We start from the raw sequence: 16,749 nt of genomic DNA, 5'->3' as shown, positions 1-16,749 counted from the left end.
CGTAAAATCCTATTTATTCATTGGATTTTCACAGCGCTGGTTGGCAACGCCGCAGGAAGTTTTACAAGCGGACTGGCAAGATGTCTGGCATGCCCCGCATCCACCGTATTTCGCGGTATCCATCAGTTTACGAGTACTAAGTGTTACGATTCTTTTCATCTTGATAACTCCTCTGTCATTGAATTCATTCAAAAGTAACAAAATAATATGTACTTCAATGACCTATGGTATCTACAACCTCGGATGTATATCAATCAAATAAATCACACTGGGACAGGCGTTAGAAGATTTCTAGAAAGAGTTGTAACGATAATGAAATTCAAGATAAGCTTTATTACAGGAGTAACAATGGCTATATCGTGGATCGGGGGATTCGTAAGTATGAACAGAGATCAAATCCTAGACAATCTCAAATCACAATTAGAAATGGGCAATCATATTATTGGCGTAGGCACAGGTGCAGGAATAACAGCAAAGTATGTAAAGCAGGGTGGAGCCGATTTTATTCTGACGTTAAACTCGGGTAAATTTCGTCAAATGGGAAGAAGTTCACTCGCTGGTTTTTTACCATTTTGCAATAGCAATGATATGGTTATGGACTTTGCATCAAGAGAGATCATCCCTTTAGTTAGAGATATTCCTATCCTATTTGGTCTGAATGCAACCGATCCGACAAAGGATATGGAAGCTTACATAAGTGAAATAAAGGATAGGGGATTCGCTGGTATTAATAATTACCCCACGCTGGGATTAATAGACGGTCAATTTAGAGAAGCGCTCGAAGAAGATAGAAATGGGTATCTACTTGAAGTAGAAGCGATAAGAATGGCCCATGAGAAGGGTCTGTTTACGGTTGCTTTTGTATTTGATGAAATTCAAGCAGCTCAGATGATCGAGGCTGGAGCGGATGTGATTTGTGCGCACTTAGGATTAACGGAAGGGGGATTATTAGGAGCGAAGAAAGTATTCTCCCTGGAAGCGGCTAAGGTGAAAGCGGACAAGATATTTAGTAGATGCAATGAGTTAAAGCCAGATATTATTAAGTTAGTGTATGGTGGACCTGTGAAAACGCCAATTGATGTGCAGTATATGTATAGTAATAATGAGAATTTAATGGGGTACATTGGGGGATCTGCTTTTGAGAGAATTCCTTCAGAGAAGTCCATTACCAATATAACAAAAGCTTTTAAGGGATCGGGGAAGCTTGACGAAGACGACCTCTTGGTCAAAATGTTAGATGGCATTACGAAGCACTATGACTATGTTGAATTTGTAAAAGAGTACGTAGCCCAGAATTACATGAATGAGATTTCATTTATAGATTTAGCTAAGGTGGCACATGTATCCCGAAGCTACTTAAGCAGCTTGTTTACAAAACAAGTAGGTTGCAGCTTCCAGACGTATATCGTGCAATATCGCATGGATAAGGCAGCCGAAATATTAGACAGAGAGAATGTGCAGTTATCTGAGTTAGCTCCATTGGTGGGGTACCAAGATTACGCACAGTTTAGCAAAATGTTCAAAAAGTACAAAGGTTGTAGTCCAAAACAATATAAATCTAACATAAACACAAAAACATAAGACATAAAAGCGTTTTCATAATTAAATCTAAGAAGTATGATTAATTTGTAAGTTAATCATACATTTTTTATTACGATCGTTCTCGAAATCATGATTTAGCACGGTACAAGCTAGATTATCAGCATTGAAGAGGAGGTTAAAAAGTGAAAACCATTGCAATCGCAGGAACATTTGACACCAAAGGTGACGAGTATCTCTATATTAAAAAATTGCTCGAAGACCTAGAACTGGGGACGTTTACGATCCATACCGGTGTATTTGAGCCTACATTTACACCAGATGTAACGAACCGTGAAGTAGCGGCGGCAGCAGGTATTGATATGGATGAGCTCGCTGCCAAGAAAGACCGGGCATTAGCGACGGAAGTATTATCTAAAGGTATGGAAAAACTAGTACCTGAACTATATAAGCAAGGTAAATTTGATGGAATTATCTCCTTTGGCGGTACCGGAGGAACCTCACTCGTAACACCAGGTATGCGGGCATTGCCGATTGGCGTACCGAAAGTAATGGTCTCGACTGTAGCTTCAGGGAACACGGCTCCCTATGTAGGTACTAGTGATATTGTTATGATGCCGTCGGTAGTAGATGTTGCAGGGCTTAACTCGATTTCAACGAAGATTTTTACGAATGCTGCCTTTGCCATCGCCGGGATGGTTAAGTTTGAAAATAAACAAGTAATCGAAAAGAAACCGCTAATTGCCACTACCATGTTTGGTGTAACTACTCCTTGTGTGACGGCAGCCCGCAATTATCTTGAGGCTAGAGGATATGAAGTACTTGTGTTTCATGCTACAGGTGTAGGTGGTCAGTCCATGGAAGCACTGATCGAGGCAGGGTTTATTGAAGGGGTATTAGATCTGACCACAACTGAGTGGGCTGATGAATTGATTGGCGGTGTGCTCAGTGCAGGTCCTCATCGTTTAGAGGCAGCGAGTAAAAATCATATTCCACAGGTTGTATCGGTAGGTGCGCTTGATATGTGTAACTTTGGACCTTACGATACGGTGCCCAAGAAATTTGCTGGACATAAATTTTATAAACACAACCCTACGGTAACACTCATGAGAACAACGGTGGAAGAGAATGAAGTCATTGGCAAAAAGCTCGCTCAGAAACTAAATATGGCCAGAGAGAAAACCGTCTTAATGTTACCTCTTAAAGGTATATCGGGCATTGATGTTGCAGGGGAAGCCTTCTATGGAGTAGAGGAAGATCAGATGTTATTTGATACCTTGAGAAAGGGTATAAACCGTAATGTTGTAGAAATCATTGAAATGGATTGTGCCATTAATGATGTAGCGTTTGCCGAAGCAGCGGCGCAAAAACTAATTGACCTCATGAGCAAATAATACAAACAAGATGGAGGAGATCCACATGAACAAAAATACACGAACAGAAATTATGGCAAAGTTCAGAGAAGAAGTGAAGAATGGAAAAATTCTTTTGGGGGTAGGAGCCGGTACAGGGATTACGGCGAAAAGCAGTGAAGCCGGCGGAGCAGATATGCTAATTGTTTATAACTCGGGAAGATATAGAATGGCAGGCCGCGGATCACTGGCAGGGCTGTTATCTTATGGAGATGCCAATCAAATTGTTGTAGAAATGGGCTCTGAAGTGTTACCCGTTGTCAAAGATACTCCCGTACTCGCAGGCGTATGCGGAACAGATCCTTTCCGAGTGATGGAAGTATATTTGAAACAGCTTAAGGACCAAGGGTTTAGTGGCGTTCAGAACTTCCCAACTGTAGGTTTGATTGATGGAGTATTCAGACAGAACCTGGAAGAGACAGGGATGGGTTATGATCTAGAAGTAGACATGATTAGAACCGCGCATGAATTAGACATGCTGACAACTCCTTATGTATTTGATCCTGAGCAAGCCAAAGCCATGGCAGAAGCAGGAGCGGATATTTTGGTAGCCCATATGGGATTGACTACAAAAGGTACTATTGGAGCAAAGACCGCTCTTACATTGGATGATTGTGTCGAAAAGATTGAAGCGATTATCAAAGCAGGCAAAGCAGTGAATCCCGACATTATGGTCATTTGTCACGGTGGACCTATCGCTGAACCTGAAGATGCTACATATGTCATTGAAAGAACAGAAGGCATCGATGGATTCTTTGGGGCATCTAGTATTGAGCGATTTGCCGCTGAGAAAGGGATTAAGGAACAAACCGTATTATTTAAGACCATCACCAAATAAAAGGTGAGGTTTAGTAGAGAGATTAGATTACTCTAGACTTTAATAGAAGAAGTGACATCGGAGCAGAATTATGGACGGTGTCACTTTTTTGCTACTGGAGTAAAACTATGAATGTCTAATAGATAAATCGAGAAAGCATAGTATACTATCAACTAGGAGGGATCGACATAATGACACCATATGAAAAAATGCATTCAGGCGAGATTTATAGCTGCACCGATGAAGATCTGATGAAAGAACAAGCGAAGTGTCTCGAGAAACTGTATGATTTTAACGCAACACGTCCTTCCGAAGGAGAAAAGCGCCAAGCGCTTTTGAAAGAAATGTTTGCTGAAATCGGAGAGGACTGTTATATTGAGCCACCGCTTCGTGCGAATTGGGGCGGAAAGCATGTTCATTTTGGAAGTCATGTATACGCTAACTTTAATCTGACGATGGTAGATGATACTCATATCTATGTAGGAGATTATACGATGTTTGGCCCGAATGTGACGGTTGCTACGGGAGGTCATCCTGTCCTGCCCGAACTGCGTGAGCCTGTAACACAGTTCAACATACCGGTTCATATCGGCAGAAATGTATGGATTGGTGCGGGGGCTGTTCTTCTTCCAGGCGTTAAGATTGGTGATAATACCGTGATTGGTGCAGGCAGCATTGTAACCAAGGATATCCCAGCGAATGTGGTTGCAGTCGGCAATCCCTGCCGAGTGCTGCGCGAAATTAACGACCACGACAAGGAATACTATTATAAAGACAGAAGAATGTCGTTAGATCATGGTGGAATGCGGGCTTAAGATGTGATAGTATGGCTCATATCCAAAACATAAAAAACACGCCAACAAATGGCGTGTTTTTTGCTTCAAAGCTACAAATCGTATAAAGTGTTATCAGCTAACGCCCACATGCATGAGGTATTGTTAGGTATAGTTTTTTCTCTCACAGCTAAAAATATTATAATTGTAGGTATACCTAAAAACCATGAATCCAGGATCGAATTTGAACTCAGGAGGAAGGAGGGGAAATGCACAAGAATGAAATTGTGGAGCTTAAGTCGTTTTATTGCGAATAGCATTATCATTGGTGGAGTTGCAGGGCTTTTGACTTGGAGCTTTCTAGCGGCTACATCGTTAATGACCCGCTTATTATGGGGTTTTTTACCTGGGGTAGTCCATGTTCAATATTGGACTATTCTTGTATGTTTAGTCGGAGGTATTTTGGTAGGATTGTGCCAAAAGCACTTTGGCAATTACCCGCGTAATATGGAAGCTGTGATGGCAGAATTCAAAGCGACGAAAAGAATTGATTACAGTTCAGGCTTTAAAAGTGCGATCACTGCGCTGTGTGTTCTGTCTTTTGGAGCAAGCCTAGGTCCCGAGGCAGCTTTGGTTGGCATCGTTGGCGGACTGTCCACATGGGTAGGAGATGTTCTGAAATCGAGAGTTAAGAAGAAAAAGGTTGAAAATGAATATGGAGATATCATCATCCAGTATGGTGTGGAAACTACAATTGGTATGATTTTTAGAGCGCCGTTATTCGGAACGACGACGTTCTTTGAAGACCTGAAAGATCCCAAATTTATAAAGTTACTCAAGATTCTTGTGTATACTATCACGACAGCCGCTGGTTTTGGTGTATTCATATTGTTATCCAAAATCGATAACCGGCAATTTACGATTGCTGATTTTGGTCCGGCAACCATAAGTGCTCAAGAAATCTTAGCTATAATCCCGCTTATTTTCATAGGTATATTGCTTGCTCAATTATACGAGTCTTTTGGGCGTGTTTTTCATAAGGTGCTTAAACCACTGGATCGGTATAAAGTGATTAAAGCGGTGGTCGGAGGGTTGGTGCTTGGAGTAACAGGCACGATTCTTCCGCTTACGATGTTTTCAGGAGAGCATGAGCTTGTCGAATTAGCAGCCGATTGGACCAACATGTCGATATGGCTGTTGTTGATCTTAGGCGTAATGAAGCTGTTTTTGACTGAGTTTTGTTTATCGACGGGCTGGCTCGGAGGACACATATTTCCTATTATTTTTGCAGGCGTAAGTGTGGGTTATGCAATGGCTTTGTTATTCACTATAGATCCCGTAACTTCCATCACGATTGTCACGACTTCACTGACCAGTGCAGTCCTTAAAAAACCACTCGCCGTTGTGCTGATTCTGATCATGATCTTTCCAATCAAGCTGATCATCCCGATGATCGTAGCCGCATACCTCCCGGTATATCTGTTTAAGGCGATAGAGAAAAGGAGATCGGTTGAATCTTCATAATCATACGACAGTCTGATGAGGAAAAGGAACAAATTTTCGAGGACAGTCGCGACTTTTTTTGAGCAGTGAAGTTCAGGAGGAACTCGTAAAAGGGATGTTCGTAAAAGAGCATGCTGAACGAAGTTTTTCATATCCGGATATGGAGATTTCCTTTTCACTAGACAGCAAGCAGTCGACCGATTTCAAGTATACGGCGAGCTACTACGGTTCGAATACGGACCCAACCGTCGTTGACGAATACAGCTCATGGTATTATTTCAATAGCGATGGTGAAGTAGTAGAGGTGGAAGAATAGAAAACGCGTAAGAGTCGCCAGTATGGCGGTTTCTTACGCGTTTTAAGGTTATAAAGATTTTCTCCTAGTCAGAGATTGAAAATTACATCTTACTTTGCACTTGGCAATATTTTATTGAGCACAATCGCTGCAACCGATGCAACGAGAATAGGTGAGCCGAAGATGTACTGCACAAAAGTAGGTAAAGAATATAAGAATTCATCAGGAATGAGCACTAACGCTAACGTGAAAATCATTGGGATCGCAATAATATACATTTCTTTTTCGCCCATTTTTTGATTCTTCATCACCTGCAGACCGTTAATGGCGATAATGCCGCAGACGATAGCGAATACACCACCGATGACAGCGGATGGGATGGAAGAGATGAGAACGGCCAGCTTACTCATACATCCGAAGAGCACAAACCATCCTCCTACCGCTAGAAAGACGCGGCGGCTTGCAATACCCGTAATCGAAATAAGACCTGCATTGGTGGAATAGCCGGTAACCGGAGTGGAACCGAGCAAAGAAGCAACCAGACAGCTAAATCCTTCGCCAATTACACCTTGGTTAATATTTTTATCCGTTAACGGCCGTTCAATCACGTTGCTGATAGCAAACCACGTACCTGTTGTTTCAGCCATCAGCACGAGATAAATGATGATCATCGTGATAATTGCTGAAAGGTTGAAAGTAAAACCGAAATCTTTAAAAGGGATCTGCGGCATGCTAAACCATTTGGCGTTTGCCACAGCTGAAAAATCTAAGACGCCCATGAAGTTTGCTGTAATACATCCAACAATCAGCGCCATGAGTACGGAAGTAATTCGGAATAGAGAACCTTTTGTACCCAGCAAGGAACCGAGAATGACAAAAAGAATAAGTACAGCACCTGAGATAAGGGCTAATAACACATTCTGATTGATGGTAGCACCCGCGGCTTCATAGATATTGTCTCTGAGGGCAACAGGCAATAAAGAAAGACCGACATTAAATATAATCGTACCGCCTACAATAGGTGGAATAAAGTTTTTCACAACTTTATTGAAAATGCCGGTATAACCTAAGATCAGAACAAAGATCGCACCAACTAAGCTGGCACCAAGAACTGAACTCCAACCTAATTCCCCGCCGCCGCTAGCGGCATAAATACTGACGATGGCACCAAGCGGAACATAAGAAGGTCCTTGGGCCATGGGCAGTTTCATACAGAAATAAGTTTGTACAATCGTCCCAATTCCTGCAGCAATAAAAGTAGATTGAATCAAAGCACTGGACTGGTTAGGTTGTAACCCGATTAATATTGCGATAAGGAAAGGCACTACATAGATGTCCATAGCGAGTACGTGTTGTAAGCCTAGAAAAGCGGATTTACTGAATGAAACTTTTTCATCTGGTAAGACAGTTAGATGCTGTGACTTTATTTCAGCATTACCTTGATGTTCTACTTGTGTTTTCACTCCGATGCACACCCCGAATATTCTATTTTTCTATTCCTAACGTGTATGAACTTTTTCGCCTTGTACCCAGACTTCACGGATATGTTCTGGTCTGACAAGGTACATGATCTTTTGGAAAATGTCGTGTAAATCTTCCTTCTCATCAAAAATCGGCAATTTGGCAGATGATAATTGGGTATCGATGATTTGTACATCCCATACATAGTTTTCTTGAATACGGCCAATCGGTAAGCTTAAGCTTTCTCCGCCGCCAGCTGTAGCAAGGTAGAATGCTTCGTCAACCGTAAGGCGTGAATTCGGTACGCCGCGATCTTGCGCAGGAAGGGAGGGATTGACTCCATCTTCAAGCATTCTGGACGAGATGACAGCTTGTCTTATGTTATCGAACAGACTAGGGGAGAAACCTCCAGAAATATCAGATCCTAACCCAATATCGACACCTTTGGAGTGGAAATGAGCGACCGGAATTACACTATTAGCAAAATACGCATTGGATATAGGGCAATGAGCAATCGCTGTTCCTGTCTCAGCAAATAAATCTACATCCTGATCATCTAGAAAATTACAATGTGCCATTACGGATTTATCACGTAATAGACCAAAATCATTCAATGCAAATGCATCGTTCTTATCGTACCGATCTTGTACATAACTGTGTGCCCAATCACTTTCACTACAGTGCGATTGAACATAGGTATCATATTTAGCTGCCAGCTTTCCTAAACCTGCCAAACCGTCATCTGTACAGCTTGGAATAAATCTTGGTGTCACTACGGGATAAACGCCTTGTTTCGTAGATTTAGCTAATTCCTTTACAGCGATAATGAATTCTTCCGTATCCACTAGTGCCGTATGGGTATCAGCATCGCGGTAGTATTCTGGATTCCCTTCGGGATCATCCATTACGACTTTTCCAACGAGCCCACGTTGACCTTTACTGGCACAGATTTCAGCAAGTAGTATACTTGCTTCCTTATGTACCGTTGCAAAATAAAGGGCAGTCGTTGTTCCATTTGCGAGTAAGGTGCTTACCACATCATCGTAAACCCTTTTTGCAAAATCGAGATTTGAGAATTTAGACTCCAGTGGGAAGGTGTACGTATGTAACCAGTCGTGGAGTGGGATGTCGAGTGCAGTTCCCGACTGAGCCCATTGCGGCGCGTGAACATGCAGATCGACAAAACCAGGCAAGAAATATTGACCTTCAGCTAATTGATGAAAGTTGTCCTTGTCTTGATATATATCTAGCAAAGTTTGATATTCGGAATCTTCTGGAGCAACGATTTTTTCAATCATTCCGTCCGTATTGATACAGAAAAGATAGTCTTTTAAGATTTGAATCTCTGTTGGTGTTTTGCTGGTAAAAGCAGTACCTTGAAACAATTGCATATATTTATTCATATTTACCGCCTTAATGTTCGTCTTTTGATATATATTTTGCTATTATAATCGGTTAAAATTAATAAGTCTATATTAAAAGGCGAATTAGTATAAACTTCTGTCCATTGAAGGTTTTTGGGAGGATACTTTAAGAATTATAGGTGAGTAATAGAAGCTAAATAGAATCATCGTATGCTTTGACCCAGATAAATAATCAGGATTCACTTTTTGTTAAATATACCAATTATTATATAATAGAATGTAAATCTGTAGACATAGAGGCGGTGTATAAAGATGGATGAAAAGAAAACGAATGTCGAGTCGATCGATGAGTATATTTTGGGGTTTCCTACCGAGGTACAAGAGATTCTTCAGACGTTAAGGAACGTGATCAAGAAGGCGGCACCTGATGCAACGGAACGGATCAGTTACCAAATGCCTACTTTTGCGCTCAGTGGAAATCTAGTGCACTTTGCTGCTTATAAAAATCATATCGGATTCTATCCCGCACCCAGTGGAATCGAAGCTTTTAAAGAGGAATTATCCGAGTATAAAGGAGCCAAAGGGTCTATTCAATTTCCACTGAATAAGGAGCTTCCTTATGAATTAATAAGCAGAATTGTACAGTTTAGAGTTACCGAGAATAAAGAAAAAGCAGATGCCAAAAAGAAGCGTACGAAAAAGTGAACTGTATGAGTGTCATTAAATATACAGGGAGTACAGCGATCCTGTATGTAGAAGAAATAGAACATAATTTTAAAATCGAAATGGAGAGCTTGTATTACCTAGTAAAAGATGCAAAAGGAAATTGGCTCATTCATGATTCGGTTGATATTTATAATGAAGAGATGGAGTTCAAATACGAACTGTAGTAGCGAACTTTTACTCCTAAGATCAATTCATATCGAAAGCCCTACATCTGTAGGGCTTTTTTATATTCTTAGAATAGAAATGCATATGCTACTTTTTCAATTCTTTTTTTAAGTAATAGTGGGTATGCCCACCTGCATTTTCGATGCTCCCATAGACTTCATAACCGTATTTTAGATAGAAATCTAGTGCTTGAAAGCTAAGTGTATCTAATTTGATGAAATTGCAATCTTTTTGTCTGGCAATCTTCTCAATCTCTTGCAGTAGCTTTGATCCATATCCGAGTCCGCGCACCTGCTCATCTAGTATCAGATAGTGGACTTCTAACCAATTCCAGCATATATCGCCCACGATTCCTCCCAGTGTTTCCCCGTCAGCATTTTTCAGAAATAGATTTACTTCTTCATACCGATTACTTAGCTCTTTAGGAAAATGTGCCATGTTAAATGCAATCAGCTTGTTTCGTACACAGGTTTTATCTTCATTGCTATTTTGAGCTGAAATATGTAGCTCCATAGATAAGCAACTCCTCTTCATCATGATCTCATTTCACCATACCTTATCCGGGGCTGAACAGGAAAGTAATAAACGATTAAATTCAATCCTACCTGACGGTTTCATGAAAATAGCTGCTACGAATATACATGTAACAACGGAGATTAATCCGTGAACAACAAAGGTTTCTCTGGATCTTTCAGCGAAATGAATAGGGATTACAATCTAATTTTAATTTGAGGAAGAAGGAGCTGGTATATCTGCTGAATGATATCGATTGGGTAGAGAAGAATCCATTGCTGGATACCCTGCTAACACAAAACGTATCACTGACCGTACATCCGATGACACAAGGTATGGAAGCGGAAGTGATCAAACTATGTTCGGAGGAAGACAGCTTCATCCTTAAAGTCTGGAACAAAGTTTCCAAACCGAATATCGAATTTCAATATCAATTATTATCTAGCCTCTATGAGCAAGGATTGGCTGTATCCCAGCCTTTGGGATGGGGGAGAACATTTTCAGTCCAAAGGGAACAGGTACTGCTAACTTATGATGATGGTGGAGAATTACAAAATTATAGTGAGCAGAAAATGAAGGATATCGCAGCAACACTTTATCAGATTCATCAGGTGGACGTGGAGAAGATTCGTCCTTTGGAACTTCCGAAATACGATTTTATTCGTTATTTTTTTCCTGATCTAGAAAAGCATCCGGATCTGCTTCAAGCCGTTACTGAGCTTTCATCGCAAATTGAGATTAGGCAAGACCAACTGATACATGGTGATTTTCACTTGAACAATTTGGTAGAGAAAGACGGGCGTATAACCGTTATTGACTGGACGAATGGACAGCTCGGAGATGCTAGGTATGACTTTGCCTGGTCTCTTTTTTTGAAGAGGATCTATATGCCTTCAGCGCTTGCCGAAATCTTCTCTACTGCTTATTTATCTTTAAACGACATTCAGCAAGAAGAAATGTACCCATTTGAAGCTTTTGCTTGTCTGCGCTGGATTCTGCTTCACAGATATGCGGCTGTACCGAATGGATCTGATCTTTTGGGGAAAGCAAAGGCGATTGCAGCGCATAATCCATATTTGAAAGATGTAGATATTCAAGAACAAGTCGGGTCTTAGTGATAGCTTAAAAAAACTAGTGATAAGGAGGAGAATATGGGCACTATATTTGGTCCGTTCCCTGTTCTGCAATCGGACAAACTTGTACTAAAAAAGGTGGAAGAAGAACATGTAGATGAATTATACGAAATATATAGCAATGACGTTGTGTTCGAATACTGCGGTATTATCCCGAAGCATAACAAAGAAACGGTGAAGAAAATGATCGGGCACTTTGAGCGAGACTACAATAAGCAGGTTCGGGTAAAGTGGGGGATTTTCGCGGCGTATAAGCAGGAACAACTACTGGGTATTATTGAGGTCTTTGATCTGAATCAGAAGGTGAATATGGCGACGATCGGGTACTTTTTGGCAGAGGCGTATTGGGGGAAAGGTTATGCGACCGAAGCCGTTCGTTTAGTGCTCGATTTCTTGTTTTTACGGGCAGGGATTAACCGGGTTCAGGCAGATGTCATGCCGCAGAATGAAGTTTCCAAAAAGGTGCTCATGAAAAACGGTTTTATTAAAGAAGGTACACTCAGACAAGCGGCACTCTGGTCGGGAAAAGGCGTTGTGGATCGGGAAGTGTTCGGGATATTGAAGGAAGAATATGTACAGAACAAGCAAGCGGAAAAGCAGTTATCACCATCGTAGCCATTCCGCCAATATTAGAATATATCCAAGAATAAGGAACAGAATTCCGTTCATGATCATTCCAGCGAGCGTCACCCATATTTGAGTTTTTCTCTGTATTTTGTAAAAACCGAATACACTGCTCACGAAGCCGACACCTGACCCAATCAATACAGCATAAAACATCTGCAATTTCCCTGTATCGAGTTCACCACCATAAAAGGCTAAATAAGAAAAAATAGTCCATACCATAACGGCCAGAAGCAGAGAAAATATACTGATTTTCATAATGTTTACCTACCTGCATTGGTATTTTTTTGTTCTGATGGATATTAAAAAGTGAAATATGGTAATTAGTATAACACAATGGTGTACAAAGGGAATTCTACTGAGATTGTTATCTTTGATCATAAAATAAAGCGAAGAAGCAGAGTCCTGATCAAGGGCATCTGCTTCTTTTAACAACTGAATAAAACTATTGATTTAAAGTATGTGAATCATTTATGGATGTGTCTTTTCTCTTACCGAATGCTTTAGGCAGCATAATCAAGGCCGGTACTAGCATCGGCAGTAAGATGAAGCAAAGTACGATGAGGCCGACGATCACCGCTGTTGCCAGTTCAATCAGCAGGACAAGTCCTGATGGGATAAGTGTAGCAAAGGTTCCGCCGAGAATAATCATAGCGGAGATGATGACACCCCCGATATTTTTAGCTGATTCCACGAGAGCTCTCGCAGGGTCCAGTTCCCCGTATTCTTTGTACCGCATCATGAAGAAGATACTGTAATCGACTCCGACCGCTACGATAATGATGAACGAGAAGAACGGAACGAATGACGATACCCCATCTGCACCAAGCACCTGATAGGTTACCAGGTTTGTTGCGGCCATGGCTGCAAAGTAAGATACGATCAGAGATACGATAATATAGATGGAAGGCAGAATCGAGCGAATGACGAACAGCAAAACGAGGAAGACACCGATAATAACAATGATGGCTGTTCCGTTAAACGACTCCAGCTGTACTTTGTTCGTGTCATAAGTCGTTGAGCTTGGCCCGGCTGCACCGTATGTTGCCCCTTCCAGCGGAGTTCCTTGAAGTCCAGCTGCGACTGTTTCGTTAATCTCTTCAATTGTATTCATGGCATCCATAGAATAAGGATCATCTTTTAAGATAACCATCAGATTCGTAATCGTACGATCTTCGGACATGAAATTATTAAGTACCTGTGCAAAGTCTTCACTCTCCAGCGCTTCTCTAGGGATAAAGAACGTTTTGGAGGATTCAAACTGCGTCAGGAAATCATTTGTTTTGCCGAGTCCGTCCGAGATATCTTGTAGACCATTTCCACTCTGATGAAGCCCGTCTTTTAATGTGCCCATACCATCCGAAAGCTGGGTTAGCCCGCTGCTAAGGTCTTGCTGCCCTTTTTTTACTTGGGCTAGAGCATCATTTAGTTTATTCATGTTAGCTGTAATTTCATCGGCACCACTTGTACCTTGGTTCAGACCCGTGCTTAGCTGATTTGCTCCGTTTTCTAATTCCTTAAGACCGCTAAGGATTTGTCCTTGAGCACTATTGACTTGGTCTAATCCACCCGTTGCTTCCTTAAAAGCACCGTTTAGTTTGCCATAATTCTCATTGAGTTGCTTAAGACCTCCAGCCCACTGTGCAATACCGCCTTCGAGTGCCGCACCTTGTGTCTTCAGCTGTACATAGGTATCATCTGACTGAAGTTCACTATGAGAAGCACCAAGTGCAGTGATGAGTCCGTTAATACCTGTCATTCCTTGCTGGATGCCGGGCAGTTGTTCGGCTAATGATTCATATCCACTGCCAAGTGCTACGTATTGCTTCTGTATTTCGGTAAGACCACCAGCGACTTGTGTAGCGCTCTTCTGAATGGAAGAAAGGCCATTTTTAATTTCCGTAATTCCGGAAGATAGACCTTTTGCTCCCGTAGCACCATCGCTGATTCCACCTCCGAGCTGTTTCACTGCATCTGTCAGCTGCCTGTAGCCAGACTCGATCTCTCCTGATCCGGAAGCGAGCTTATCTACTTCGGAGAAGTCTGGAGTTTCAAGACCGTCTTCCATCTGCGATAGACCATCTTGAATCTGATCCACCCCATCTCGTGAAGCGGATATTCCATCCGTAATGGCTGACGTCTGGCTATCCATATACAAATCTGGGATTTCTTCAAACTGAGGCTGTGTCACACTGGATACACTGTCTACACCCTCCAGTTTGTTTAGAGAGCGGGTAATAGAATCAATTACCGCAAGGTCGTCATTGTTATTCATTGGCTCATCATTTTGGATGACGACATTGGTCGGAAGCGCCTGACCTTTACTGAAGTTATCGGCTACAAGGCTAAATCCCTTGGTCGAAGGGTATTCGTTCCCGAGCTCCTTCAGCTGGTCGAAGGACAACGTCTGTTTGCTGAACATTAAGACTGGAATCATGATCAGTATGATTAGTGCGGTCGTAAGGACCGGATATTTTACGGAAATCGAAGTGAGCCTCGTCCAGAACTTACTGTCTTTATGGCCGTTATTTTGTTTGGCTGGCCAGAACAACTTTTCGCCAAGGGTCTTCATAAAGAACGGGGTTAACGTATAAATCTGCAATATCAACACGACCGTACCAATGGCAACGACGTTTGCTGATTTATAGATCCCAAAGTTCGAAAAGCTGAGTGCGGCAAACGCAATAAATACCGTCATTGTGCTATAAAGAATAGTTTTACCTGCTGTACGGAAGGTTGTCAGAATGGCTTCATCGACGGTCGCTCCGTGCGAGAGCTCTTCCTTGAAACGATTGAACAGCAGAATGTTGTAATCGGTTCCGATCCCGAACAGAATCAGAACGAGCAGCATCTGGGTAACACTGGTTACCGGGAAATTTAACTTTTCAATAATTTGAGCTGCGATTCCCATGGATACAAGATAGGTAACCCCTACGGTAAGAAGCGAGATAAAAGGAATGAGAGCGGAACGGAACATAATAATCAGAACCGCAAGAATGAAAGCAACGGTAAGCAAGGCACTCTTTTCAACGCCTGAAGTGGAGGCTTCCAAATAATCGTTCTGAATAAAATCTTCCCCGCTTAAATAATAATCAGTATCTACCCCAGCGAGTTCTTGCTCTAGCTCCTCCTTAATGACTGGAATTTCACGGTTTCCTTTATCGAGGCTGAAGCTGACCATGAGAGTTGTTTCATTCTCGGATAGAAGGGAGGATTTCGCCTCTGGCGTAGAAAAAGGATCGATCATGTCCAGTACACCGAGTTCAGATTTATGATCGCGGATGTTTTTGATCCCTGCTTCGATTTGTGTTAAATCAGCATCTGAGAGTTTATTCTCGTTATGAAAAACAATAATATTGCTGGTTCCTTGATCCCCCGTCATTTCTTTCAATAGTTCACTGGCTACTTTAGAAGGGCTGTCTTTCGTTAACGGATCTTGGCCTCTCTCATGCAGGATAGCGTTCACATCGGGCTGGAATACCGTAAGTAAGCTTGCGGCAACAAGCCAAATCGCCAGGATAAGCCAGCGCCATTTTAGAATCTTTTGCATTCGTGCATTATCTCCCTTGAAAATGTAATGGTGGCGTTGCTTATGTGTTTCATTAGTAAACAGGTGTTCATTATATAGATAAAAAAATGGGGCGAACAAGTGAGCCGCATTTTTTGATTTTATGGTTCTCCAAGCCATTCATTCGCTCAGATGAGCTGAACCAAATGACTTGGAGGGATCCAAGCCATTCATTCGCTCAGATGAGGTGAGCCAAACGGCTTGGAGTGGATTAAATCAATTCTTTTCAAGAATTGATTTATCGTCCCATCTTTTCGGCAATTCCAACGGAGAACACTTGCAGCAGTTCATCAACCAAATACTTAATGGTAGCACCATCCCGGTAATCTCGTAGGATGAGGCACATCCCTTCAATAATCGTTACTGACAGCATTTGCATCGATAGCCTATCTTGTGGGTCCAGATTGCTCGTTTCCCGAGAGACCATAAGTACCTTCTCTAAAATTTGCGTGACGATGGAGATAAGGTCTTGCTTGGCAGATGCATAGGCAGAACCTTCACTCAGGGTGAGTAAGATTTTGATCTCAACACTTGAATCTTTCAGCATTTCTACAATGGTCTCATCGACCATCTTGATATACTCAAATACTTCGTCACTGTGAATGGTGAAGGTCTTATCGATTTCTTCTTTGATCGCGATCGTGTACGAAATAAACTGCTCATGTGCAGGACCCATCAGAGCTTGGAACAAATCATCCTTGTTCTTGAAATAGCGATAGATGTTACCTGTCGTCATTCCTGCCATACTGGCAATCCGTCTCATGGAAGACTGGGCATATCCGTATTGCTCGAACTCGGAGAGGGCAGCTGTAAGTATGTTATTCCGGATTTCTTCTTTTAAAATTTGCATTAATGA

The 16,749-nt window shown here is 41.8% G+C and carries 17 protein-coding genes; 10 read left to right on the top strand and 7 right to left on the bottom strand.

Annotated elements, in window-relative coordinates:
• Positions 1-9 precede the first annotated feature (9 nt).
• Positions 10-159 carry a six-cysteine ranthipeptide SCIFF gene (gene scfA, locus KFT32_RS17290; protein ID WP_211748483.1) on the bottom strand — a complete coding sequence of 50 codons (150 nt, stop codon included), beginning with the start codon at positions 157-159 and terminating at the stop codon, positions 10-12.
• Between the two features lie 189 nt (positions 160-348).
• On the opposite strand from scfA, the gene KFT32_RS17285 reads away from it, so the two are divergent.
• The 6 genes from KFT32_RS17285 to KFT32_RS17260 all read left to right on the top strand — a co-directional run bounded on the left by KFT32_RS17285 (position 349) and on the right by KFT32_RS17260 (position 6,360).
• On the top strand, positions 349-1,581 hold the full coding sequence (locus KFT32_RS17285; RefSeq protein WP_211748482.1) for a phosphoenolpyruvate hydrolase family protein: 1,233 nt from the start codon (positions 349-351) through the stop codon (positions 1,579-1,581).
• A gap of 143 nt (positions 1,582-1,724) precedes the next feature.
• Positions 1,725-2,933, top strand: a complete 1,209-nt coding sequence (locus KFT32_RS17280) for a Tm-1-like ATP-binding domain-containing protein (protein ID WP_211748481.1) — start codon at positions 1,725-1,727, stop codon at positions 2,931-2,933.
• A gap of 25 nt (positions 2,934-2,958) precedes the next feature.
• Complete coding sequence (locus KFT32_RS17275) at positions 2,959-3,789, top strand: phosphoenolpyruvate hydrolase family protein (RefSeq protein ID WP_211748480.1); 831 nt, start codon at positions 2,959-2,961, stop codon at positions 3,787-3,789.
• 170 nt (positions 3,790-3,959) lie between these two features.
• Positions 3,960-4,583: a sugar O-acetyltransferase gene (locus KFT32_RS17270; RefSeq protein WP_211748479.1), complete on the top strand. Its 624-nt coding sequence runs from the start codon at positions 3,960-3,962 to the stop codon at positions 4,581-4,583.
• Positions 4,584-4,820: 237 nt separating this feature from the next.
• Complete coding sequence (locus KFT32_RS17265; protein WP_211748478.1) at positions 4,821-6,065, top strand: chloride channel protein; 1,245 nt, start codon at positions 4,821-4,823, stop codon at positions 6,063-6,065.
• 94 nt (positions 6,066-6,159) lie between these two features.
• The gene (locus tag KFT32_RS17260) at positions 6,160-6,360 is read left to right on the top strand and encodes a hypothetical protein (RefSeq protein ID WP_211748477.1); all 201 of its coding nucleotides are present in this window, start codon (positions 6,160-6,162) and stop codon (positions 6,358-6,360) included.
• Between the two features lie 89 nt (positions 6,361-6,449).
• On the opposite strand, the gene KFT32_RS17255 is transcribed toward KFT32_RS17260, so the two are convergent.
• Complete coding sequence (locus tag KFT32_RS17255; RefSeq protein WP_211748476.1) at positions 6,450-7,802, bottom strand: uracil-xanthine permease family protein; 1,353 nt, start codon at positions 7,800-7,802, stop codon at positions 6,450-6,452.
• Positions 7,803-7,838: 36 nt separating this feature from the next.
• Positions 7,839-9,203, bottom strand: coding sequence for a guanine deaminase (gene guaD / locus KFT32_RS17250; RefSeq protein WP_211748475.1), 1,365 nt, complete (start codon positions 9,201-9,203; stop codon positions 7,839-7,841).
• Between the two features lie 273 nt (positions 9,204-9,476).
• Here guaD and KFT32_RS17245 point away from each other — a divergent pair, with 273 nt between their 5' ends.
• Both KFT32_RS17245 and KFT32_RS17240 read left to right on the top strand, forming a co-directional pair.
• Complete coding sequence (locus tag KFT32_RS17245) at positions 9,477-9,869, top strand: iron chaperone (protein ID WP_211748474.1); 393 nt, start codon at positions 9,477-9,479, stop codon at positions 9,867-9,869.
• Positions 9,870-9,874: 5 nt separating this feature from the next.
• Positions 9,875-10,054: a hypothetical protein gene (locus KFT32_RS17240; RefSeq protein ID WP_211748473.1), complete on the top strand. Its 180-nt coding sequence runs from the start codon at positions 9,875-9,877 to the stop codon at positions 10,052-10,054.
• 88 nt (positions 10,055-10,142) lie between these two features.
• Here the strand turns inward: KFT32_RS17240 and KFT32_RS17235 are convergent, their stop codons facing one another.
• Positions 10,143-10,568 (bottom strand): GNAT family N-acetyltransferase, encoded by a 426-nt coding sequence (locus KFT32_RS17235; protein WP_211748472.1) that lies wholly within the window; start codon positions 10,566-10,568, stop codon positions 10,143-10,145.
• 215 nt (positions 10,569-10,783) lie between these two features.
• On the opposite strand from KFT32_RS17235, the gene KFT32_RS17230 reads away from it, so the two are divergent.
• Both KFT32_RS17230 and KFT32_RS17225 read left to right on the top strand, forming a co-directional pair.
• Positions 10,784-11,683, top strand: a complete 900-nt coding sequence (locus tag KFT32_RS17230; RefSeq protein ID WP_249435949.1) for an aminoglycoside phosphotransferase family protein — start codon at positions 10,784-10,786, stop codon at positions 11,681-11,683.
• Between the two features lie 36 nt (positions 11,684-11,719).
• Complete coding sequence (locus KFT32_RS17225; RefSeq protein WP_211748471.1) at positions 11,720-12,316, top strand: GNAT family N-acetyltransferase; 597 nt, start codon at positions 11,720-11,722, stop codon at positions 12,314-12,316.
• On the opposite strand, the gene KFT32_RS17220 is transcribed toward KFT32_RS17225, so the two are convergent.
• The 3 genes from KFT32_RS17220 to KFT32_RS17210 all read right to left on the bottom strand — a co-directional run bounded on the left by KFT32_RS17220 (position 12,305) and on the right by KFT32_RS17210 (position 16,743).
• The gene (locus KFT32_RS17220) at positions 12,305-12,583 is read right to left on the bottom strand and encodes a hypothetical protein (RefSeq protein ID WP_211748470.1); all 279 of its coding nucleotides are present in this window, start codon (positions 12,581-12,583) and stop codon (positions 12,305-12,307) included. The genes KFT32_RS17225 and KFT32_RS17220 overlap by 12 nt on opposite strands.
• Before the next feature lie 187 nt (positions 12,584-12,770).
• Complete coding sequence (locus tag KFT32_RS17215) at positions 12,771-15,875, bottom strand: MMPL family transporter (RefSeq protein WP_211748469.1); 3,105 nt, start codon at positions 15,873-15,875, stop codon at positions 12,771-12,773.
• Positions 15,876-16,131: 256 nt separating this feature from the next.
• Positions 16,132-16,743: a TetR/AcrR family transcriptional regulator gene (locus KFT32_RS17210; RefSeq protein WP_211748468.1), complete on the bottom strand. Its 612-nt coding sequence runs from the start codon at positions 16,741-16,743 to the stop codon at positions 16,132-16,134.
• Positions 16,744-16,749: the final 6 nt, after the last annotated feature.

This window comes from Paenibacillus sp. Marseille-Q4541 (genome assembly GCF_018310695.1).
GTDB lineage: Bacteria > Bacillota > Bacilli > Paenibacillales > Paenibacillaceae > Paenibacillus.
Note: the sequence above shows the minus strand (reverse complement) of the source record. Positions and strands in the feature narration are given on the sequence as shown.